The following is a 22926-nucleotide window of genomic DNA, read 5'->3' as shown; positions in this document are numbered from 1 at the left end:
GATGAAACATGTAGGAAAAAAGCTACTTGCATTACTGTTAGTATTATCAATGCTATCAGGTATGTCATTTAACAACGTGACAATTGCAAGTGCAGAAGAAACAACGGCGGCTTGTATTACATTAAGTAAAAATGTGAAAAGTGAAGTTAAGGATACAACTTATATTTACAATGGTTACAAGCCAAATTTAGGAGTAAAATTTACAGATAGTGAAAAACATAGTCTGGTTTATTATGAAAGCAGAAGTGTTTACGATGAAGAAAGTGGAGAATGGTCAGAAGCATCAGACTTCTCAGAAATCGTAATAGGTTTTGCAAGTAGTTTGTCAGAATATGCCGTAACAGAAAACACTCCGGGCAGATATAAGTACACTTGGAAGGCGTATTGTAAGTCAACAGGAGAATTTTCTAAGGAAACTTACACTGTGGATTTAACAGTGGAAGATCCTGAAACAACAGTATATGACATGACATTTTATGTTGGACAGGATAATAATGGAAAAAATAAAAATCCCAAAATTAAATTATACAAAACAACAGGTCATGATGCAGATGGATATGATACATTTGATGAAGATAATGAAATAGAAATTACTGACAATGGTATAGATGCCAGCGGCCAGTATAGAGTATACACTGCTTCTTTACTTGGAGCCACATATTCATACAGAGCTTATGGCTATGATGAAAGCACAGATGACTATACTGTGCCAATGGGGGGGATGAATGTTAATATTCCAATGGCATCAAACGTTACCCAGTCAGGTTATGACTCAAAGTCAGTGTATATTAAATGTACAAATGTTGGTTCAAACAGTAAATACGATGGAACTAATTATTTAACAGAAGACCAGTACACAACGCAGGTAGTATGTCCATATTATAATTGTATTGCAACACCGGGCACACCTATTGTAAAAAATAATATTACATATTATCCTTATATGCTTATTGCGCAGGGCAATGCCTGTCTTTATAATTATTTTTCAAATCCAAATGATGATGTTGCAGACAATTATGATCTTATGTATGGATATGGAATAAACAAGACAGTAAATAAAGGTTATTCTGTAGATACATGGAATGCAGCAGTGGCTAAAAGAATTACATCAGAGATTACAGTACCTGATGAAGCAAAGGCGCAGGTTTTCTTCCAGATGAATAACTTTAATGACAGGGAAATTAAAAGCTATAAACAGAAAACAAATTCAGATGGAACAGTAACCTGGTTATTCTATGTGCCAAAATCAAATGGAAATTATTCTTATCGTGTATCAAAAGACGGTTATGTAACTAAGGCAGGCTATATGAGCCTTGGTAGTGAAGAGTCAGCTAAGATTTCAGTTGATTTAGACAGAAAAGATGTTACCAGTCATGATTTTAGCAAGCTGGGTAGCACAGTTATTAAAAGGGATGAAGCAAACTTAATTATGAATGTAAGTGATAAGAATGTAAAAAATCTAAATGTAAATGATACATTCAGACTTAGAGCTTACAGAGTTTGGGAAATTGTAAACAGCGATGCAGGAAATATTATGATAGAGCCTGACTTTAATTATCAGGTATTATCAGGGGAAGACTGCATTAACATTAAGGAAGTAGAAGATAACAGAACTAATGGAAAAGGCAACTGGTTAGATATTACAGGTGTAAAAGACGGCATAGCAGTAATTGCTGTTACATACAATGCAATTGATGTAGAAGGTTCAGCAAGTTGCGGATTTTACCCTGCAATTTCTCCAAAGAGAACAGGTATTGTTGTAATTAATGTTGGAGATAAGGATTCCGATATTTTAGACGTTGGTGTAAAAAATAATAACGGTAAAAATTGGTGTTGGAATTATGATACATTTTTCTTTGACAAAGAAGAAGGAACTATGAACATTGCTCCAACAGCGAAAAGTGGAATTGCCAAAGTTGAAGTTACACCAGTTAAAACAACAGATGATTTGAACAGTAGTTTAGGTGATAGTGAAGAAATAACAGCTAATGAAGATGGCACGTATAATGTTAAACTTGAAGATGGAAACAATATTATTAAGGTTACTTCTAATAATGGCTCTGTTGACTATCAGGTAGTAAGAGCTGCAAAAATCAAAATCAATTATGAAAATATGTCAAATCCAGGTGAAGACATTATGCCAGGTGACAAAGTAAAAATTACTTTTAACGGATTATACAGATCAATTCCTAAAATCTCAGGAATTTTTAATCCGGTAATATTACAGGTTGTAGGTTATGATGAAAACAACAATCAGTACACTGGTTTAATTTCACAGTATCAGGTTGCAGATAATGGTTCACTGGAAATTACAGTACCAAAAGATGTTACATTTGAAGAAGGTAAAGAAGAGACAGAGTACAAAATAAATAATGGATTTGTTAATTTACAGTCCATGTATAGTTATGCAAATGCATGGGCATTTATGTATACATTAACAGATGCAGGTGCAGGCACATGTTTTAATGCAGTTAATGTAACAGGTCAGCATTCTACAATTGCAGATTTTGGCGTTCCTGTAAAAAGAAAAGTAACATACGGGGTTAATTTTAAGGTTACAGATGAACAGGGAAATGAAATTAAAGATTATGACATAAATGTTCATGACAAGAATGCTGATGAAGACGTTACTAACTTTACAGCACTTGGTTATGGAAAATACTATTATACAATTGATGCAAAGGGCTATGTAGTTTCAAACAGCACATTCTCATTAGGTTCAAAGACTGAAACTGTAGATGGTACATACACAGTTAATGTTGTATTAAAGAAGGCAGCTGAAAATGCGTGGGACGGTCAGACATTTACTGAACCACAAAAAGATGAAGATGGTACATATTTAATTAGCACCGGTGCAGAACTTGCATGGTTTGCAAAGGAAGTAAATTCAGTGGCGGCTAAGTCAACATCAACAATTAATGGAAAATTAACAAAGGATATTGACCTTGCAAGCCATAATTTCCCACAGATTGGTTATTTCAACGGTGGAAAAGAATATGTTTACTACGGAGGAAACTTCGAAGGAAATAATCATAAGATTTATAATTTTAGATTTGAGAAAAAAGCCAAGGCAGCAACAGGAGTTTATGGCGGTTTATTCGGTTACATAAAGGGAGCAAAAATAACTAACCTTTCAGTATATGGTGAAGTTTTAGTGTCAGCTCTTTCTACAGTATCAGTTTCATCTGCATACACAGGTGGTGTTGTAGCTTATGCTGACAGCTCAGAACTCACAAACATAACATCAAATGTAAATGTATCTATTAAAGATTACGAAAAAGGAACATGGAATTATATTGGTGGTATTGCAGGTTATGCAAGAACAACAGTTATTAAAAACTCACAGAACTTAGGAAATATTACAGGAAATAGAAATGCAGCAGGTATTGTTGGCGGAACATACAGTAATATTGAAAACTGTGTAAACAAAGGTAAAGTATATTCAACTGTAGGATTTGCAGGTGGTATAGTAGCAGAAATGTCATCAGGTTCTGTTAAAAACTGTATTAATACAGGAGGTGTTGAAAGCAAAAAAGGTGGCACAATTGGTGGTATTGTAGGTTATGGAAATGGTTCTACAACATCTGTTATTGAAAACTGTATTTCTCTTGGAAAAGTAACAACAGAAGTAAACAGCACTACAGTTGGTTCAGTTGTAGGTTCATTAAAATATGGTACAGCTAAGAACTGCTATGGTATCTCAGAAGATGGTGTTACATGCGGTACAGTGGCAAGTAATACTAAAGAAGAGGACTGCTATACTTTTGATAATAATGATGCCTTGTTATACAAATATGCTACAGGAAAAGATTTAGATGACTGTGGTGAAAATGCTAAACAGGACATAAAGAAAATTACTTCAAAATATGAAGAATTAATTTTAAGTGATAATAGCACAGAAGATTTATTAAATGGTTTGTCAGAAATTTCTAATGAAAACTTTGATAAATGTATATTAGAAAATGAAAATGCAAGAGTAACAGTAAGAGTTCAGTCAGAAAATAAATATATTGCAGTTTCAGACACTATTGTGGTAAACGGCTATTTAGCTGAATCTTATGGATTTACAGATTCAGTAGAGGATAGTGTATCAGCATTAGACGTACTTGTTGCTGAACATGAAAAGTTATACGGCGACAAATTTACTGAAAGTACAGCAGATGAGTACCTTGTAGTTAGTGCAAACCAGTATGGAACTATGGTTTCAAAAGCATTCGGAAAAGATGCGTCAACATTTATGTATGCAGTTAATGAAAAATATCCACATAATGATACATTGGTTGATGGATACTATACAGGCTACACTGTAGACCAGGCAAAAGTAAGCGATGGAAATACAGCAGATTTCTATTTCTTACAAGATGCATCTTACAGTGATGACCTTTCAACAATTACATTAAGCACTAATGAAATTACAACTGACAAGTCATTTAATTTATCATTAAAGGGTTATAATTATGCATGGTATGGAGCTTGTGAACAGTCTACAATTGATGCAAATACACATGCTATTGAAGGGGCTAAAGTAGCAATTATTGATGTTACAACAGGAAAAATGGAAACACTTGAGAATGTTGTAACAGATAAAAACGGTAATGCCAGCGTAAATATTGACAAGGCAGGAAAATATTTTGTTACAGCTTATGTTGATGGTGAAGGTAAAACACCAATTCTTATGTCACAGGCAGTAATTAATGTAGAGTGGGCTAAACCTTTAGAAGTAAAAGGTGTTGCTGTTGCTAAGCAGAATAAAAATGTTGTCTCAGTTATGTGGAAACAGGATTTAGAACAGATTAGATTAGGACAGATTTACAATGTTTATGTAGATGGTGGACTATATAACAAATATCCTGCAGCTTCTACAATTACATATACTTTTGACAAACCGGGTAAACATACTATTAAGATTACAGCTGAGTTAAATGGCTTCGAAACAGAAGGTAAAACAGTGGAAATTGAAGTTGAGAAAGAAACAACAACTGAAAAGGCAACATCAGCAGATACAACTGCAGAAAATGTGACATCAAACATTACTGAACCGGTAAGTACGGAAGATAATGTAACACCAGCGGAAACAACAAGCGCAGAAGACAACACAACTACTGAACCGGCAAGTACGGAAGATAATGTAACACCAGCGGAAACAACAAGCGCAGAAGACAACACAACTACTGAACCGGCAAGTACGGAAGATAATGTAACACCAGTGGAAACAACAAGCGCAGAAGACAACACAACTACTGAATCGGCAGTTAGCACAACAGCTGAAACAACATCTAAGGTTGTAACAACAGGCAAAAAGACACCTACTACAAAAGCACCTAAGGTAACAAAGAAAGTTATAAATAAGATTGTTAAAGTTAAAAAGGCTGTAAAGAAGAAATCATCAAAGAAGATTTCCATAAAGTTACAGAAAATTAAGAGTGCAAAAGGCTATGAAGTAAGAATAGCTACAAACAAGAAATTTACAGGTAAAAAAGTTATCAAAATTAGAACTAAGAAAATAAGCTTTGTTTATAAGAAACTTAAACCAAATAAGAAATATTATGTAAAAGCCAGATTCTATAGAATTATAAAAGGCAAGAAAGTTTACGGGAAATGGGGTAAGGCTAAAAAGGTAACTTTTAAGTAAAAATCAAAAATAATTTTAAAGTTAAAATGTAAAAATCAACTGAAAAGCTAAATGAATTTTACAGACAAAAACATTGTCAGGGAAGAATGTGGTTTTCCTTTGTGTGGTGGGACATTTAAGGACCGCTACACAGGGATTGCATACCTTGACAATGTTTTTTTATTATAATATAATCAATTTTAATGGCGTTGAAAGAGAGAAGTAGCTTTAATTATCGCTTATAGAGAGCAGAAGATGGTGGAATTTCTGTAGAATGAATTAATGTGAATAACACTCCGGAGCTGCAATCTGAAAGAACATATTTAATTGGATATTTAAGAGTATCCGGATAATATTTATAACAGATAACTTGAATAAAGTTTTTTGAAACAGAATTGGAAATAGTTGTAGAAGCAGATGTGTTTTAGTAGGAGAGCCGTCACCGAGCGATAATCGGAAGGTTTTTAAACCAGAGAGTGGCTGCATGGCAGTAAATCAGGTGGTACCGCGGACAACATGTTCGTCCTGAATAATTGTTTTCAGGATGAATGATATAGATATAATTAAGAAAGATTCATTCTGAAAAGGGATGAATCTTTCTTGCTTTAAATAATATTAAACTTAAAACTTCAAATAAATATATAAGCAAAGTTGAGTTTCATCTTTCTGTTACATACAGGCAATTAAACAACAAAAACACTCATTAACAATTTGAAGGGAGAAAACTAATGGACGTAAACACAAACAACATCTATCGTGATGTGACAATTGACCAGCTTAGCGAAGCAAACGTTGGTGAAACAAAGAAAATTGCCGGATGGATTGAAAACATTCGTGACCATGGTGGAGTATCATTTATTGACCTTAGAGATATGTATGGTGTAATGCAGGTAGTTATGCGTGACACATCACTTCTTGAAGGACTTAGTAAGGAAGATTGTATTTCAGTAGAAGGACCTATTGAACATAGAGATGAAGAAACATACAATCCAAAGATTCCAACAGGAACAATTGAATTAGAAGCAAAGGAAGTTAAGGTACTTGGTAAGACTTACAGACAGCTTCCATTTGAAGTAATGACATCAAAGGAAACAAGAGAAGACGTAAGACTTAAATATCGTTATCTTGACCTTAGAAATACAAAAGTAAAAGATAACATGATTTTCAGATCAAATGTTATTTCTTATTTAAGACAGAAGATGACAGAAATGGGATTCTTAGAAATTCAGACTCCTATTCTTTGTGCATCATCACCTGAAGGAGCAAGAGATTACATTGTTCCAAGTAGAAAATTTAAAGGAAAATTCTATGCATTACCACAGGCACCACAGCAGTATAAGCAGTTACTTATGGTGTCAGGATTTGATAAATATTTCCAGATTGCACCTTGCTTTAGAGATGAAGATGCAAGAGCTGACAGATCTCCTGGAGAATTCTATCAGTTAGACTTTGAAATGAGTTTTGCAACACAGGAAGATGTATTTAGAGTTGGTGAAGAAGTATTAGCAGACACATTTAACAAGTTTGCACCTGAAGGTTATGAAGTAACACAGACTCCATTCCCAATTATCAGCTACAAAGAAGCTATGCTTAAGTACGGAACAGATAAGCCTGATCTTCGTAACCCATTAGAAATAATCGATGTAACTGATTTCTTCCAAAGATGTACATTTAAGCCTTTCCACGGAAAGACAGTTCGTGCAATTAAGGTTGAACAGAAGTTATCAAAAGGCTTCCACGAGAAGTTGCTTAAGTTTGCACAGAGCATTGGTATGGGTGGACTTGGTTACTTAGAAGTATTAGAAGATGGCTCATATAAGGGACCAATTGACAAATTTATTCCTGATGAAATGAAAGATGAAATTAGAGAAATGGCTGGTCTTAAAGCATTAGACACAATTTTCTTTATTGCAGATACAGAAAAGACTGCATCAATTTATGCAGGACAGATTCGTACAGCACTTGGTGAGAGACTTGACTTAATTGATCAGAAATCATATAAGTTCTGTTACATTAATGACTTCCCAATGTATGAATATGATCCTGAAGAAAAGAAGATGATTTTCACACATAATCCATTCTCAATGCCACAGGGTGGTCTTGAGGCACTGGAGACAAAAGATCCTGAAGATATTCTTGCATACCAGTATGACATTGTATGTAACGGTGTTGAATTATCATCAGGTGCAGTTAGAAATCACGATATGGAAATCATGGTTAAAGCTTTTGAAATTGCAGGCTACACAGAAGATGACTTAAAGGAAAAATTCGGAGCTTTATACAATGCATTCCAGTTTGGTGCTCCACCACATGCAGGTATGGCACCAGGTGTGGACAGAATGATTATGCTTCTTAGAAATGAAGAAAACATTCGTGAAGTTATTCCATTCCCAATGAATGGTAATGCTCAGGACTTAATGTGTGGTGCTCCAAGCGAAGTTACAGAACAGCAGTTAAGAGAAACACATATTAAAGTTAGACAGTAAATTAAATAGATATATAAGCTTTAATTAAAAGTGAAGTATAAACTATAAATATTAAAAAACAGGTTGTTTGATATGCATAGAAATGTTGAATTAAAGTAGCATTAGCAGATTCAGGCAACTTGTTTTTTGTAATAGGAAATTCCCACGAAATTGAGGGAGAAAATTTAAGGATAAGGATTTCTATGTGAAATTAGGGGATTACCTAACACGAAAAGAATATAATTTTAATATTAAAGGCACAAGTTATGTAAAAACTTATAAGGATGGGGATACAACAGTAGAAATTTCACCTTTAGGCGTTTCAATTTCAGCAAAAGAAAAGAGTGCAGGAATGAGTCTTGTTGTTTACACCGATAAAGGAAAGAAAGAACTTATCAACACAAAGAAAGACATTGGCACAAATGCACACGAAAGCTCAGAGGCATACAAGGGTAAGTCTAAAAGCTATCAGTACATTTTAAAGTTCAAAAATCTTTTGGATATATCCAAGATTGAAAAGATAGAATTTAATGGAAAAAGCGAATAGAAAACGAGTTTACCCAAGAACCTTTTTCTGCTATACTCAAAAAAGAAATAAAAACAGGGGAGTAAATAAAGGTATTGTTGAGTAGAAATTAATTTTTAAATATTGAATATAAAGAAAAATAATAATAACTTCAGGAGGAAACAATGTACAATACAATTATTTTTGATTTAGATGGAACGTTACTTAATACAATAGAGGATCTTGCGGATTCTGTTAATTACATGCAGAGAAAATATGGATTGAAAGAAGACAGTGTAGATACTGTCAGACAGCATGTAGGAAATGGATTAAGACTTTTAGTTGAGCGTTCGGTTCCGGATGGTCAGGATAATCCACAGTTTGAAGAAATGTTTAAGTGTCAGAAGGATTATTATCAGGAACACTGTCAGATAAAAACATGTGCATATCCTGGAATTATGGAGTTATTAAAAGAATTACATAATATGGGAATTAAGATGGCAATAGTATCAAATAAGGCCCATGAAGCAGTTCTCGAATTAAATGATATTTATTTTAAACATTATATTGAGGTGGCTATTGGGGAAAATGAGGAAGCAGGCATTAAGAAAAAACCGGCACCTGATAGTGTAAATCAGGCACTTAAATTATTAGGGGCAGAGAAGTCAGAAGCGATTTATGTAGGTGATTCAGAGGTGGACAGAGCCACAGCTGAGAATGCAGGTTTAGATTGTATTTCATGTAGTTGGGGATTTAGAGAACGTTCACTACTTGAAAGTTTGAAGCCAATGGCTATTATTGACAAGCCGGAAGAATTGTTGAAGTTTGTACAGGAATAAAAGAGAAGTTGTAAATCAACTTTTATGTACATATTGGGATATGTCTTAAAGTTGATTACCTACAATTATACAGGCGAAGGTAAAATAACGGCTTGTATAATTGAATGAATAATAAAAAGGTCTGTTGAATATTTAGAGTCTTACTAAATATTTAACAGACCTTTTTGACTTTCTAACAAATAATTGGAGTGGATTCCAAAAAGATTATTCCACACCGCAGGCCTTTTTTGCCAGAGCATCAGCCATATCATTGTATTTGTCGCCGGAATGTCCTTTGACTTTACAAAAAGTGATATTTACGTGTTTTTTTGCTTTATTATAAAATTTCTTGTAGGCGATTGTGCCTTCTTTAGTGGCATTCCATTCACCGGTACACCATTTGGCGATTCCCATGTAGTCGTAATAAATAGATAGATATTTTATATTATGGTTTATTGCGTATTTCATTGCTGCTATGGCACCATATATTTCACCGGCAACATTTCGCATTGTGGCAAGGCTTGGATCATTGCCTCTGTCATATAATTTAATTTCTTTGCCGTTATGAAATAAAACGACACCATATCCAAAAATCTTTGTAACTGAGTTAAAGCTTCCGTCAACATAGGCCACAGCTTTTGTGCTACTTGATAAAGGAATATCATTATCTACAGGTTTTTCGTTTTCAATAGGAGTAGTGTCATTTTGGTCAAAAGTATTCATATTGAAAATATCCATTTGTTCTCCGTTCCAACCCATATAGTTGTAAGCTTCAGTTTTAGTTTTAAAGCTCTTGTATAAAGCACCTGGATAGCCATTCACACTGGCCTTACATTGATCCCATGTTTCAAAAATTCCGGTAGTTCTTCCAACTTTTACTGCGTAATATTTAGTTGCCATGCAAAATCCCCTTTCTAATATAATATTAAAGCGGTGCCAAATGTAAAAGACACCGCTATGATTTTAAAATGAGTTATTTATTTTAAATTTCGATTCAGCAGTTGTTGTTTCTGCAACAGTTGTAGTTTCCTTAGGTTCTTTTTTTAACCAAGGATTATTCTCTTGTGGATCAGTTGGATCCCAATTTCTGTTTTTGTTTTTCTTTTTAATCTTCTTAATTTTTTTTATTTTTATAAGTGGTTTTTCACCCTTTTGACTATAAATTGTAACAATTGTTCCATCAGGACAATTATCGTATATCCATTTGATATTTCCAGCTTGTAATCTGACACAACCAAGGGACGCCGGTTTTCCGATTTTGTTATATTCCCAATACTCTAATGAGTCATAAGAGTCGGAAGTGTAAGGAACAGAGTGGAGCATAATCTGTCCGTAAATTCTAACAGCATACTGGGCGTAAGTTCCATCAACCATTAAACGCCAATCATATCTTTGATATATTGAGTATGTGCCAAGAGGTGTATCTTCAGGATTCAGACCTGTTGAACACCAAAATGTTTTGTATGGTATGGTACATTCACCGTTTTTATCTAATGTGTAAACAGTAACAAAGTTTTCGTCCCTATTAACAGTAATCATGTATGGTAAACGGTCTTTATACTTCTTTCGGTATTTGGCTGTTTTCTTAAGTAGTCTTTTGGCTGCTTTTTTGTTTTTTGAAAGTTTGTGAACTTTCATTTTTACCGTAGTAGACTCAACTTCTGTAGTAGTTTCCTTTAGATTAAAATTGCCTGTAAATTTATCATTTGCTGTAATTCTTTTATTGTTAGAATCATTATTGGCAACATTGTTATTGCTTTCAGGGGCATGCGTAAATGCCAAAAAAAGAGCTACCACAATTATGGTAATAAAGGCTGCAAGCCCTAGTTGTTTTCTATTTCTATTTATCATTAATATTTTCTCCATTTTTTCTTTTGTCAGGATATATTTTATAATTTAATTAAACTAATTGCAATAGAATATATATGGAAAGTGAATATAGTTTGAAAACAGGGAAAATATAGTTTATAATTAAAATCGCGGGTAAGCGCAAAAAGGTATATTAGTTACCTTGTCCCTTAATCTTATTAAAAATTTTCATTTTGGAAGGAGTAAAAAATGGGATACACTAAACAGAAAATTTTAAACATAGCAGAAACTGAGGATGTAGAATTTATCAGACTCCAGTTTACTGACCTCTTTGGAACATTGAAAAATGTGGCTATTACTAAAAGTCAGTTAGCAAAAGCATTAGATAACAAGATAATGTTTGATGGATCATCCATTGAAGGATTCGCAAGAATCGAGGAATCTGACATGTATCTATATCCTGATTATGATACATTCGAAATTTTACCATTTAGACCACATCAGGGAAAAGTTGCAAGACTTATTTGTGACGTTTACAAGCCGGATGGAAAACAGCTTGAAAATGATCCAAGATATATTTTAAAGAAAGTAATTAAAGAAGCAGCAAGCATGGGCTATACATTTAATGTAGGTCCTGAATGTGAATTCTTCTTATTCCATACAGATGATAATGGAAATCCAACAACAATTAGTCATGAACATGGAAGTTACTTCGATTTAGGACCAACAGATTTAGGTGAAAATGCACGTAGAGACATGGTTCTTAATTTAGAAGAAATGGGATTTGAAGTTGAAGCATCTCATCACGAGGTAGCCCCTGCTCAACATGAAATTGATTTTAAATATGGTGAAGCATTAAAAACAGCAGACAGAATTATGACATATAAACTTACTGTAAAAACTATTGCTAAAAGACATGGACTTTATGCTTCATTTATGCCAAAGCCAAAGTATGGCATGTGTGGTTCAGGAATGCATATTAATATGTCTTTATGGGATAGCCATGGAAATAATATTTTTGCAGATGCAAGTGATGAAAATGGATTAAGCAAAGAAGCATACAGTTTCATAGCAGGTATTATGGAACATATGAGTGCAATGTCAGCTATTACAAATCCAATTGTAAACTCATACAAGAGACTTGTGCCGGGATTTGAAGCACCTACATATATTGCATGGTCTGCAACAAACAGAAGCCCACTTATTAGAGTACCGGCTGCAAGAGGAACAGGTACAAGAATTGAACTTAGATGCCCTGACTGTGCTTGTAACCCATATCTTGCATTTGCGGTATGTTTAGCAGCAGGTTTAGATGGAATTAAGAGAAAACTTACACCAAAGGAAAGTGTTCAAAAAGATATTTTCTCAATGACAGATGCAGAAAGAGAAGAGGCTGGTATTAAAAATTTACCAAAGAACCTTTATGAAGCTGTAAGAGAAATGAGAAAATCGCCATTTATGAAAGAGGTACTTGGAGAAGAAGTATACAAAAAATACATTAATGCAAAGGAACAGGAATGGATGGAATATACTTCACAGGTAACAGATTGGGAAATTAACAGATATTTGGACCGCATTTAGTGTAGGAGGCAAAGTTGGCAGGAATTATAGTAGTGTTCCCCAAAATTGAAGACAGCAAGGCTATTCGTAATTTACTTGTGCACAATGGTTATGATAATGTGTTTCATTGTAACACAGGGGCAAAAGCAATAACTTTGGCAGATTCATTGGGCGAGGGAGTAATTATCAGTGGATTTAGAATGCCAGATATGCCGTGCACAGATATTTTGGATTATGTTGAAGGACGATTCGAAATGCTTTTGGTTGCATCAAGACAGAAACTTCTTGAAGATGAAAGAGGAGTGGCAATGGTTGAGATGCCTATAAAAGTTCGAGATTTTCTTAATTCAGTTGAAATGATGCAAAATAATATTTACGCAAAGTTTTCACGAAAAAAGAAATCGCCCCCAAAAAGAACAAAAGAAGAGCAAAGCATTGTGGATGAGGCAAAGGCAGTATTAATGGAGAAAAATAATATGTCAGAAAATGAAGCTCACAGATACGTTCAGAAGTCTGCCATGGATAGTGGCAGAACTATGGTAGAAACTGCAGAGTCAATTCTGAAAATTATGTATAAAGATTAAATTAATTTTATATTTAGGAGGACTGAAAAAATGTACAAAATTAATGAGAACTATTTAAAATTACCTGGAAGTTATTTATTTTCTAATATTGGAAAAAAAGTAGCTGCCTACAAGGAAGCAAATCCTGATAAGGATGTAATCAGTTTAGGAATAGGTGACGTAACACAGCCACTTTGCCCTGCTGTAATTGACGCTATGCATAAGGCTGTTGATGAAATGGCAAATGCAGAAACATTTCATGGTTATGCCCCTGATTTAGGCTATGAATTTTTAAGAAGTGCAATTAGAGATAATGACTACAAGGCAAGAGGTGTTGACATTGCTCTTGATGAAATTTTTGTAAGTGATGGAGCAAAGTCAGATTCAGGAAATATTGGTGATATTTTCTCAGTTGATAATAAAATTGCTGTATGTGATCCGGTTTATCCTGTATACGTAGATACAAATGCAATGGCAGGCAGAACAGGTGATTACATAGCAGAACAGGAAAGATGGAGCAACGTAATTTACATGCCATGTACAAAGGCAACAAATTTTGCACCTGAACTCCCAAAGGAGACACCGGATATTATTTATCTTTGCTTCCCAAATAACCCTACAGGTTCTACAATTACAAAATCACAGCTTCAGGAATGGGTTGATTATGCTAATAAAGTTGGTGCAGTTATTATTTACGATGCAGCTTATGAAGCATACATTTCAGAAGACGATGTGCCTCACACAATTTATGAATGTGATGGAGCAAAAACATGTGCAATTGAACTTAGAAGTTTTTCTAAAAATGCCGGATTTACAGGAACAAGACTTGGCTTCACTGTTATTCCAAAAGAATTAAAATCAAATGGCGTTATGTTAAACTCATTATGGGCAAGAAGACATGGAACAAAATTCAACGGAGCCCCATATATTATTCAAAGAGCAGGAGAAGCTGTTTACTCAGAAGCAGGAAAGGCTCAGACAAAAGAACAGGTTGCTTACTATATGAACAATGCAAAAGTTATTATGGATGGATTAAAGAACGCAGGTTTCTCAGTAAGTGGTGGTGTAAATGCACCATATGTATGGCTTGAAACACCTGATGGAATGTCATCATGGGATTTCTTTGATCACCTTCTTACAAATGCAAATATTGTAGGTACACCAGGTTCGGGATTTGGACCAAGTGGTGAAGGATACTTTAGACTGACAGCTTTTGGAACATATGAAAATACATTAAAAGCAATTGAGAGAATTAAGAGTTTATAATTTTGAATAATTAAATAGACTAAATATTAAGGGGAGGTAAAAAACTCTCCTAAAAGCAAAACAGCTATGAGCATTGATATGGACCCATAGCTGTTTTTTTCGGTGAAAATGGCAAAGGAGCTTGGAGCATCATTAGCTTCAAAAGGACTTATATGTTGCCTAGCTTCTTTTTTCTGTTATAATATAATAGGTGTTTGGCACATCAATATAACAGGTAAATGAGATTTTGCCTAGAAAAACAGAAAGGAGGAGAACATGTTAGGCGGATTATTTAGCAATAAAAGTACCGCAGCAGTATTTGTAGATTACGAACACTGGTATTATGGATACAAAAATATTTTCGCAATGCGTCCAAACGTTGAGGAATGGTACAAGGAACTTAAAGAAGAATATAATGTTAAGTCAATTACATTTTTCGGAGATTTTCATGGAAGTCCCATTGAAAGAGATTTAGAAAGATTAGAAAAGTTATCAAAAAATGTTGTCCATACGGCCAGCACAAAAGATGGTGTGGATAAGGACTTTACAGATTTTATTATTTTGGATGCGATATATCGTGAAGCTGCTAAGAAGAACTCACCAGAAGTATTTATAATATTTACGGGGGATGCACATTTTAATTTAGCAATAAAATATTTAAGAGAGCTTAAGAAAAAAGTTATTGTATATGGTGTAAAACATTCACTTAGCAACAAGCTTAAAGCTTCAGCAAATTCATATGTGGAGATGCCAAGATCAAATCAGGAAAGAAAATATTATTATGACGCAATTTTACAGTCTTTATATATTTTAAAGAAAAGACGCAAAATGGCAACTTATTCAAAAACTGTTGAGAACGTTTCATCACACAGTGGTGTGTCTAGAGAGCGAATTCAGGCTGCATTAGACGATTTAATGAATAATAAGTATTTGAATATGACTGAAAAGAAATACCATGGTAAAAAGCCAAAAATTCTAGAAGCAGATTGGAACAAATTAAAAGCTGACGGTTTGTGGAAAGAAAAAGCATAGTATTTTATTTGGAAGCAATTTATATGAGAACATTTTATATGAAAAACAATATTTTTATATAATGACAAAAAGCTTAGGTGTTAACAACCTAAGCTTTTCTGTTATAAAAAATCTTTTTGTATAAAATTATAATTCACTGTATCCATAACCGTTGACAATTGCCTCCACAGCCTTGCCGGCTTTACAAAGAGGACAATCATCATGAGTATACGCTTCATAATTTGGAATGTCATCGGCTCTAAACAATGCATCAATTCTATGTCCGTCAATAGAATCAACAGCACTAAAGATAGAAGAAATTCCCTGAAGAATTCCACCGTAGTATTGAATACATTCTATGCTGTTACGAACTGTCTTGCCTGTTGTAGCTGAAGCAAGAAGCAAAAGTACGTTTTTGCCTGCAATTTCAGGTTTCAGATTGTCTCTGAAAATCATCTGACCATTATTGTTAAATTCAGGTGTTACAACATAAATTGTTTTGTGAGCATTCATTGATAAAATTCCTGCTCTGCTTAATTCACTTGCAAGAAATGCACCAATGACTTCACAGCCTTCAATACAGACGATTGTGTCAATAGGCTTGCCCATCACATTGTAGTAATCTTTCATTGCGATGGCTATTCGTTCAGCCTCATTCTGACGTGTCTTCATGGTTGTCATATCAAGGTAATTGTTAAGGTGTGAATGTGTTGAAACAAAATGTCCCGGAATTACCTTAATTGCGATGTTAGGATCTTTTTTTGCGTAGTATTTAACTATTCTGCTTTGTATCATATAACCGCCTCCTATCTTTTTTTAAATCCGTTCAACAATATAATACTATCTTATTATTTTGTTGACTGATTTTCAAGTGTAGGATTAGTTTTTTTTGACTTAATATCAATAATTTTATTAGCTATAAAAGCTACTAAAATTAATATAAGTTCAGCAATTGTTGCCCAAAGTCTTGAAACTATTGAAATAATTACTGCATACTCTTTTGGCATAATAAGAATTAATCCGGCGATTAAGATGCCTTCTCTTACACCAAGTCCTGAAACAGTAAAAATTGCAAGAATACCGATAATTGCTGATAAACCGTAAATTCCACCAACATATAGCCACTGTGAAAATCCAACGCTAGGGTAAAGTGAAACTACCAAAATGTAGAAACCTGTACCAACGATCAACCAGTTACAAATGAATAGTAGAACAACTTTAATCATTTGTGGGTAAGTTATTGTAATTTCCATATCATCTTTCTTCATTAATTTTCCAAGCTTTGAAAGGAAGAAATTAATGATTTTAGGATTAATGCAAATAAAAAACAGAATAACTAAACCAATAGTTGCCCATTTGTAGTTAGCTAATAATTCATTTGGAAAGAAGAACAGTGAAATTAAGAATAAAAATGCTGCTCCAAGTAATGTACAAATGTTTTCAAGGAAGAAACATATTGTAACCTTTCGCATTGGAACGCCTTCTTCCTGATATCCCGGAATTCTTGCCGCAAGCATAAATACTTTTCCCGGTATATACTTACCTAAAATTGAGTAAAGATAGCTTGTTACGGCTTTAGTGTATTTAATGCTACATTTATTTAATTTTGTAATGTAGTGCCACAATGAAGCTAATGTAACTTTGTAAGCAAAGTATAGGAATATTGATAAAATAAATATGCCCCAGTTGAATTTGTCCCAGTCGATTTTTTTGATATCATCCCAACTTGTATAAAAATATTTTGCAAGGAATATTGCTACAAGAACTAAAAAAAGTATCTTGCAGATTTTCATTATATTCTTTTTGTTGAATTTATTTGATTTCATTTGTTAAAACTCCTAAAAACTTAATAGCACACGAATAAAGCACATGTAGTAATAAATTACTTTAGTAGGAACTTTGGCTAACTTATCATAATGTTCTTCTGAATATTTTTTGTTATGTTCAGCTAACTTTAATGCAAGTTTGTGGTTCCATTTGCATTTATCACTTGTATCTAATTTTGCAGTTGTTTTCTTTGCTTTTGCAAGGTTAAATTTGAATACAAGAGCACGTTTCTGGCTTCTAACCATGTCTTTGTCACTAATATGTGTTGCGTAAATATCTCCATCAGCAATAGCCTGATTAAGAGCATCATAAGCCTTCTGTGAACGAATAACACAGCTTGTGTGCTTTATAGGGTTACCCTTCATTTCTTTAAGCCAAATGTCACCGAAGCTTATGTCACTACATTCACCAAAGTGATCCTGGCATGTCATACAACTATCTTTTTCAAAGAAATAAGCGTTTTTGTAGGAACAAATTGTTTTTGAGTAAGAGAATTCCTTTGTGCTGCCATCATTGTAGATCACACTGGAAATTCCGCGCCAATGTCCTCTTCTGTAGTAAAGACGTTTGGCATTTTCACTTGTAACACCTGACTTTTCCATTGAGAGGGTAGTTGCCTTAGGAGAATGGTTGCCACTACAGTACAAACCAAGTTTAAGAACAATCTTATCTTTGAGTGATTGATCTTTTTTCATTATTGCATCTAAACCTCTTAACATGCATGGTGTCATTACAACAGCAACTTTTCCGTCAAAATTTCTAACTACATCAATGTGCTTAAGAATAGGAATGTTCATATAAACACTTGATGAAGCATCTCTGATTTCTTCTTCTGTAGTTGCAATGTATGTTTTGTAAGTTAATTCGCCGTTTTCAAAAGCTGTCTTAGTTACCCAGGCACCGTCAATTTCTTTGTTCTTTAACATATTGCAAAGAAGAGCAGTAACCATACCGCCTGAAGCTGCGTTGCAACGAATGTCTTCGTTTGTTGAATAACCTTTTTTACAGCCAATGTGAGCACCAATGTATTTATCAGGATTGTTAAAATCTAATAATTTACATTTTTTTTTTGGATTTTTTGTTACATCATCTATAATTTCGCTAATATATTTAATGTTGTTTCTTGAACTTGCTAAAACAGAATCAAGGTTTTTGTCAAGTTTAGCTCTAATATCATCTTCGTGAGAAACAAAGTACTCAAAACTTTTCTTTAATTCTGATAATTCTAATTTTGAAAAGTCTATTGCGTACTGACCAAGTTCAAACATATCAAGAACTTCCTGATATTTGTGGCTCCAACCAATAAGAAGAACAGGAACTTTCTGTTCAAGGGAACCAATCATTGCATGGAATCTTGAAGCAACTAAAAATCTACATTTTCCAATGAAAGCTCTAATCTGTTCTGCATCCATTTCTTCATGGTACCAACGAACTTTGTCTTTGTTAGAAACGTCGTTATAAATTGCATCTCCAACCATAAGGTCGTTGTTTCTTGACTTTTCACTGTTAATTCTTGCTGCGTTTGCAATAAGAATTACGTTATAACCGCTTTCGTTTAAGTAGTTTACAAAGGAAACCATTGTATCCTTGTAAGGAATACCCATTTTTTCGCATTTCTTCTCAACTACAGAACTAATTGAAAGACCAACAACATTGTCATTGTAAAAACTGTCTTCGCTACAGATTCTGTTGATTTCGTTGTTCCAGTATTCGCTGTCTTCCATTGAGAAAGCACCGTCAGCACATAACTTAACATTGTCTTTTACGCCGATACCCATAAGGTTATCGTATGTTTTCTGACCTCTGGCGCAAACAAGCTTAAGCTTTGGAAGAATCCATTTTGCTAGGAATTTGTTATAAGGATTCTTAAATGTACCTAAAGCCTGTGAATACTTAACAACAGGAGTGCCAACTAAAAGTGGAACTGCTGCACAAACAAAAGCGTAAGTATTCATTACAAAACCACGACTGTCAACAAAAGAAATACCTGCTTCGTCAACAACTAGGTCTGTGTTTGTGTAAGTTTTTAATATTTTGTTTTTTAAAAGAAGCTTTTTAATAGGTGGACACCATTTAAAAAGCTTATAGAGTATAGCAAGTGGAAAAGCTACAAATAAAAGCTGTTCCGGTTTTGTGCTTGTAATATTAATAAAGTCAAAAGGTAATTGTTTCTTGTCCTCGCCCGGATAAACAGACATTAAGTTAATATTTAGTCTGTCTCCGTAAACATCGTGTAACTGTTTAATTGAACTTTGTAGCATAGCAGCGGCACCTTTGTTGCCGCTGTAGCTTGCTGCTGTAATAGCAATTGTTATATCTCTCATGATTACTCCTATTTGCTTTCTTTGTCTTCTTTGTTTTTAGCATCATTATCATAGTCGATTTTTCTTACATGGTACTGAACATCTTCTAAAATCTTGCGGTTAGCAGCAATAATGTCTGCCTGGAGTGCAATAATAAATGTTTGTACACCCATAAGTAAAAATGTGCTTGCTAAAATAAGTGACTGAACATGTCCGCTACCTGCACCCATGCCATAATATACAAGGAATCTGATTCCAAGTGCAAGTCCTAATGCGAAAAGGATGCCTCCAATGATTCCAAAGAATTTTAATGGCTTGTACATCATAAATGAACGGACAATAGTTACCATAGATCTTTTTACATATCCAAACATACTGCTGAACAAACGTGATTTTCTAAGTTCAGGGTTTGTTCTAATAGGAACAGATGTCATTGCCATCTTAGTTCTTCCTGCCTGGACAATAGTTTCAAGTGTGTATGTGTATTCATTTACAACATTTAATCTTAAAGCAGCTTCTCTGCTGTATGCTCTAAAACCACTTGGAGCATCAGGTATGTCTGATTTAGAAGCTACACGAACAGTCCAGCTTCCAAAGTGTTGTAATTTCTTCTTAAGAGGAGAAAAGTGAGCTGTGTTATTAATAGGTCTTTCACCAATAACAATATCTGCCTTTTCATCTAAAATAGGTCTTACTAATTTTTCAATGTCATCACCGTTATACTGGTTGTCGGCATCAGTATTAACGATAATATCTGCACCGTTTCGCAAACATGCATCAAGACCTGCCATAAATCCTTTGGCTAAGCCCTTGTTCTGTTTAAAGTTTACTACATAGTGAACACCCCATTTTTTTGCAACTTCCACAGTATTATCGGCACTACCGTCATTAATAATGAGGTATTCAATCTCATCAATTCCGTCAATGTGCTTTGGTAAATCATTAAGCGCAATTTCCAGAGTCTCTGCTTCGTTATAACATGGTACCTGAATAATTAATTTCATTTCAAATCTCCTTACTGTATTGTTATATTCTACTGTACTTTAAATCTATTGTACCTTATATTCTGAAAGAGCGTAACCTTTGCTCTTTAAAAATTTAGCTAAATTTTTTCCTTTTACAAAAATTGTATCAGGAACACCTACAATATTCTTAAATGTATTAAAAGTATAGAACTTATCATTGTCGCCGTAAATATCATTAGCGTTCTCAATAGCAATATTAACACTGGCTTTATCACATATAACAATAAATTCCTTCTGCTTCTTGTCGTCACGTAAATATTTTAATGTTCCTATATTAAACTGTGGAAGACCAAATTGATATGTTTTAACCAAATATCCACTATTGTGGAAGAAAATATCAGGATATTTTTCTGACACGTTTGTTTTTTCATCAATTTCTGCAATATAGTCAATGATGTTGTGAGTTCTTTCATATACTAATTCATCACGTCCACCTCTAACTTCTGAAGTTACATATCTGTAGTTAAGAGCAGAGAGAACAAATATTAAAACAGTAGCGCTGTAAATAACCTGTATTTTGTTAATACTTGTAAGTATTAATATTACAAGTAACAAACCTAATGATAGGAAGCCTGCTTTTGTGAAAGCTTCCGGCATCTGTGGGTAAGTACCGGTTGTGATTCCGTCTTCCACGTTGAAGAACTTTGTTAATGAAATGAAGTATCTTGTATTTGTTTTTGGAACAGTAGCCAAAACAGGACTAACTTTCTTTATAAAATAAACAAATACTAAAACGTAAGACACTACAGCTAAAACTTTAGCCTTCCACTTAATAATAATTCCCTTCTTTATAACTAAAGAATAAAGGGCAACTAAAACTATAAGTCCCACAGCACCAACTGTGTAACGGCCGAAAACAATACGGTCAGCTCGTTTAAGTTCAACTCCTGTAAATAGTTCGTATGCACTTGGGAAGAAGAATAATGCTCCCAGCGCAAAAGTTCCCATTAAGCATAAAGCGGAAAATAAAGATAAAATAGTTTCACTTATATTTTTGCCTCTGTTAGCTTTTTTCAAATTAATAAATAATATTATTAATGCTGCAAAGAAGCCAATGATAACAAGTCCCATAGTTGAGGCAAAAAGGTTAAATAACCAGCCGGCAACTAATTTAAGTTCGATTAACATGCCCTTAAGTGTAAATAACTTGCCAAGAGTTTCCATGTCGATTACATCAATGCTACCATGTCTTGTACCATAAATTCCATAAACGCCATTTTTAAAGAAAGCGGCCAGGAATTTGTCAATAACCATTAAAACTCCTGAGACAGGAACGTATATAAAATAATTAACTGTTTTGTGTTTGTAAACTGCAGAAATTAAAACTACAGTCATAAATGCCGCAATAATTAAAACGACACCCCTTGTATGTGTCATATAAGCATATACTGTCACAAATGCCAACACTGCTGAAAGAGTATTTCTAACGGCCTTACTTGTTGTTGAAGATAATTCTAATATTACAAGTAAAATTGGCCATGGTAAAAATATAAGCATAACATCACAACGGGCATACATTGCATATAACCAAATTGAAGAAATACCAACAGCTGGTACGGATATTAATAATGCCTGTATTTTTGATTCCATTTTTAAATGTTTTCTGCAAATATGATATGAAATAACAGGTATAAAGCTCATAATAAGCATGTTAAATGATATCATTGCCTTGTACATATAAACGGGATTGCTTCTGAATGCAATATAAATAGGATAATATAATGCAGAGAATGCATATTTGTAATAAAAACCTCCCATTGTTTGTACACAAAAACTCCAATCATCTCCAGCCATAAAAGCTGTATTGGCAACTGTACCTGTTTCATCAAGTACATACGGAAGTGATAGTGTTGAGGCAAAGAAAACAGTTGTTATTGCAAAAACAGCGTAAATCAGTATCTTTACATCTCTATCAGACATGTTTTTAAGAAAACTTTTCATATGCTATAAATCCTTTCGTGTTATAAAAATATTAAATTGTTTTTTGACAGCATTAAAAGGGTTTGCAGATATATAAATATTTGCAAACACCTGATGAAAAAATATTAAGTAATTTTGCTTAAGTCAAATGTTATTTTTTAAAACGTATTATAATAGGAAATAATCAATATTAAATAGGTATAAATAAATAACAAATAAAGTATAAGATAGTTGTAATAAAAAGTCAATAATAGTGATAATAAC

Annotated in this window: 15 protein-coding genes; 8 read left to right on the top strand and 7 right to left on the bottom strand. The window is 33.8% G+C overall.

Annotated features, from left to right (window positions below; translation table 11 throughout):
• Position 1 precedes the first annotated feature (1 nt).
• The 4 genes from ACQY63_RS06650 to ACQY63_RS06635 all read left to right on the top strand — a co-directional run bounded on the left by ACQY63_RS06650 (position 2) and on the right by ACQY63_RS06635 (position 9420).
• Complete coding sequence (locus ACQY63_RS06650) at positions 2–5632, top strand: hypothetical protein (RefSeq protein ID WP_428244906.1); 5631 nt, start codon at positions 2–4, stop codon at positions 5630–5632.
• 707 nt (positions 5633–6339) lie between these two features.
• Positions 6340–8097, top strand: a complete 1758-nt coding sequence (aspS, locus tag ACQY63_RS06645) for an aspartate--tRNA ligase (RefSeq protein WP_022165742.1) — start codon at positions 6340–6342, stop codon at positions 8095–8097.
• A gap of 184 nt (positions 8098–8281) precedes the next feature.
• Positions 8282–8623 carry a hypothetical protein gene (locus tag ACQY63_RS06640; protein WP_022165743.1) on the top strand — a complete coding sequence of 114 codons (342 nt, stop codon included), beginning with the start codon at positions 8282–8284 and terminating at the stop codon, positions 8621–8623.
• A gap of 143 nt (positions 8624–8766) precedes the next feature.
• Positions 8767–9420 (top strand): HAD family hydrolase, encoded by a 654-nt coding sequence (locus ACQY63_RS06635; RefSeq protein ID WP_022165744.1) that lies wholly within the window; start codon positions 8767–8769, stop codon positions 9418–9420.
• A gap of 204 nt (positions 9421–9624) precedes the next feature.
• On the opposite strand, the gene ACQY63_RS06630 is transcribed toward ACQY63_RS06635, so the two are convergent.
• Together ACQY63_RS06630 and ACQY63_RS06625 are read right to left on the bottom strand one after the other, a co-directional pair.
• On the bottom strand, positions 9625–10299 hold the full coding sequence (locus ACQY63_RS06630) for a ribonuclease H family protein (protein WP_302689327.1): 675 nt from the start codon (positions 10297–10299) through the stop codon (positions 9625–9627).
• 63 nt (positions 10300–10362) lie between these two features.
• The gene (locus ACQY63_RS06625; RefSeq protein WP_428244905.1) at positions 10363–11250 is read right to left on the bottom strand and encodes a L,D-transpeptidase; all 888 of its coding nucleotides are present in this window, start codon (positions 11248–11250) and stop codon (positions 10363–10365) included.
• A 207-nt stretch (positions 11251–11457) separates the two neighbouring features.
• Here ACQY63_RS06625 and glnA point away from each other — a divergent pair, with 207 nt between their 5' ends.
• The 4 genes from glnA (at position 11458) to ACQY63_RS06605 (ending at position 15608) form a co-directional block, all read left to right on the top strand.
• Positions 11458–12789: a type I glutamate--ammonia ligase gene (glnA, locus tag ACQY63_RS06620; RefSeq protein WP_022165746.1), complete on the top strand. Its 1332-nt coding sequence runs from the start codon at positions 11458–11460 to the stop codon at positions 12787–12789.
• A 14-nt stretch (positions 12790–12803) separates the two neighbouring features.
• Positions 12804–13352: an ANTAR domain-containing response regulator gene (locus ACQY63_RS06615; protein WP_022165747.1), complete on the top strand. Its 549-nt coding sequence runs from the start codon at positions 12804–12806 to the stop codon at positions 13350–13352.
• Positions 13353–13382: 30 nt separating this feature from the next.
• Positions 13383–14597 (top strand): LL-diaminopimelate aminotransferase, encoded by a 1215-nt coding sequence (locus tag ACQY63_RS06610; protein WP_022165748.1) that lies wholly within the window; start codon positions 13383–13385, stop codon positions 14595–14597.
• A 255-nt stretch (positions 14598–14852) separates the two neighbouring features.
• Positions 14853–15608 (top strand): NYN domain-containing protein, encoded by a 756-nt coding sequence (locus tag ACQY63_RS06605; protein WP_022165749.1) that lies wholly within the window; start codon positions 14853–14855, stop codon positions 15606–15608.
• Positions 15609–15734: 126 nt separating this feature from the next.
• Here ACQY63_RS06605 and ACQY63_RS06600 read toward each other — a convergent pair whose 3' ends face one another.
• The 5 genes from ACQY63_RS06600 to ACQY63_RS06580 are packed head-to-tail and all read right to left on the bottom strand — an operon-like array spanning position 15735 to position 22683.
• On the bottom strand, positions 15735–16382 hold the full coding sequence (locus ACQY63_RS06600) for a phosphoribosyltransferase (protein WP_022165750.1): 648 nt from the start codon (positions 16380–16382) through the stop codon (positions 15735–15737).
• Between the two features lie 53 nt (positions 16383–16435).
• Positions 16436–17413 (bottom strand): lysylphosphatidylglycerol synthase transmembrane domain-containing protein, encoded by a 978-nt coding sequence (locus ACQY63_RS06595; RefSeq protein WP_412621756.1) that lies wholly within the window; start codon positions 17411–17413, stop codon positions 16436–16438.
• Between the two features lie 12 nt (positions 17414–17425).
• Entirely contained in the window at positions 17426–19738 is a 2313-nt protein-coding gene (locus tag ACQY63_RS06590; RefSeq protein ID WP_412621758.1) for a polysaccharide pyruvyl transferase family protein, read from the bottom strand.
• Between the two features lie 8 nt (positions 19739–19746).
• Entirely contained in the window at positions 19747–20721 is a 975-nt protein-coding gene (locus ACQY63_RS06585; RefSeq protein ID WP_428244904.1) for a glycosyltransferase family 2 protein, read from the bottom strand.
• A 45-nt stretch (positions 20722–20766) separates the two neighbouring features.
• Positions 20767–22683 (bottom strand): hypothetical protein, encoded by a 1917-nt coding sequence (locus ACQY63_RS06580; protein ID WP_022165754.1) that lies wholly within the window; start codon positions 22681–22683, stop codon positions 20767–20769.
• Positions 22684–22926: the final 243 nt, after the last annotated feature.

It is taken from the genome of Eubacterium sp. Marseille-QA0814 (genome assembly GCF_965119675.1).
In the GTDB taxonomy this organism is placed as follows: domain Bacteria; phylum Bacillota; class Clostridia; order Lachnospirales; family Lachnospiraceae; genus Eubacterium_G.
This window is presented reverse-complemented; position numbering and strand designations above follow the sequence as displayed.

What these genes read in the sequence shown, in the direction of transcription:
- ACQY63_RS06650 (WP_428244906.1), top strand. Translation starts at nt 2, where the DNA reads ATGAAACATGTAGGAAAAAAGCTACTTGCATTACTGTTAGTATTATCA.
- aspS (WP_022165742.1), top strand. Translation starts at nt 6,340, where the DNA reads ATGGACGTAAACACAAACAACATCTATCGTGATGTGACAATTGACCAG.
- ACQY63_RS06635 (WP_022165744.1), top strand. Translation starts at nt 8,767, where the DNA reads ATGTACAATACAATTATTTTTGATTTAGATGGAACGTTACTTAATACA.
- ACQY63_RS06630 (WP_302689327.1), bottom strand. Translation starts at nt 10,299, where the DNA reads ATGGCAACTAAATATTACGCAGTAAAAGTTGGAAGAACTACCGGAATT.
- ACQY63_RS06625 (WP_428244905.1), bottom strand. Translation starts at nt 11,250, where the DNA reads ATGATAAATAGAAATAGAAAACAACTAGGGCTTGCAGCCTTTATTACC.
- glnA (WP_022165746.1), top strand. Translation starts at nt 11,458, where the DNA reads ATGGGATACACTAAACAGAAAATTTTAAACATAGCAGAAACTGAGGAT.
- ACQY63_RS06610 (WP_022165748.1), top strand. Translation starts at nt 13,383, where the DNA reads ATGTACAAAATTAATGAGAACTATTTAAAATTACCTGGAAGTTATTTA.
- ACQY63_RS06605 (WP_022165749.1), top strand. Translation starts at nt 14,853, where the DNA reads ATGTTAGGCGGATTATTTAGCAATAAAAGTACCGCAGCAGTATTTGTA.
- ACQY63_RS06600 (WP_022165750.1), bottom strand. Translation starts at nt 16,382, where the DNA reads ATGATACAAAGCAGAATAGTTAAATACTACGCAAAAAAAGATCCTAAC.
- ACQY63_RS06595 (WP_412621756.1), bottom strand. Translation starts at nt 17,413, where the DNA reads ATGAAATCAAATAAATTCAACAAAAAGAATATAATGAAAATCTGCAAG.
- ACQY63_RS06590 (WP_412621758.1), bottom strand. Translation starts at nt 19,738, where the DNA reads ATGAGAGATATAACAATTGCTATTACAGCAGCAAGCTACAGCGGCAAC.
- ACQY63_RS06585 (WP_428244904.1), bottom strand. Translation starts at nt 20,721, where the DNA reads ATGAAATTAATTATTCAGGTACCATGTTATAACGAAGCAGAGACTCTG.
- ACQY63_RS06580 (WP_022165754.1), bottom strand. Translation starts at nt 22,683, where the DNA reads ATGAAAAGTTTTCTTAAAAACATGTCTGATAGAGATGTAAAGATACTG.